The organism is Acinetobacter sp. P1(2025), from assembly GCF_051390655.1.
GTDB lineage: Bacteria > Pseudomonadota > Gammaproteobacteria > Pseudomonadales > Moraxellaceae > Acinetobacter > Acinetobacter junii.
Genome location: NZ_JBPKBJ010000183.1, coordinates 1 through 519, shown reverse-complemented (window position 1 = coordinate 519; position 519 = coordinate 1). Strand labels below are relative to the sequence as shown.

Annotated in this window: 1 pseudogene and 1 other annotated feature; the pseudogene reads right to left on the bottom strand. The window is 40.5% G+C overall.

What is annotated here, in order from left to right:
* A pseudogene (locus tag ACSC97_RS18290) lies at positions 1 to 469 on the bottom strand (transposase); the annotation flags it as partial.
* Positions 78 to 194, bottom strand: a sequence feature (AL1L pseudoknot). (Overlaps the previous pseudogene by 117 nt.)
* Positions 470 to 519: the final 50 nt, after the last annotated feature.

Sequence of the window (519 nt, the reverse complement as noted above, 5' to 3'; positions counted from 1 at the left end):
TGATGTAAATCATGCAGAGCACGTTTCGCTCGATGTTCTGGGTTATCAACGAGATCTAAAGCCCGATAATAGGTCGAAGCTGCAATCGGTAAAATTCTACAAATCGCTTCAACACCATATCGATCTTTATTGTTCTGGATAAAATCCACCATTATTTGTGTGGGCGGTCGAGCTCCGCCTGGGCGAAAAAAGCGGCTGCTTTACGTAGAATTTCGTTAGCACGTTGCAGTTCTTTATTTTCACGTTCGAGTTGTTTAATACGTTCTTGATCTGAAAGTTGCTGTACTTTAATTGGGTTTTGTTTATCTAAATATTTTTGATACCAAACACGTAGAGTTTCAGGAGTACAACCTATCTTGGGAGCAATAGCGGTGATTGCAGCCCAAGTAGAAGGATAATCTTTTTCAGATTCAATCAATAATTGAACCGCTCTATCTCTGATTTCAGGGGTGTATTTTACTTTTTTCATCGGGACATTCTCTCAAGAAAAGTGGTCTCCGACAAACCCGGTACGGTTCA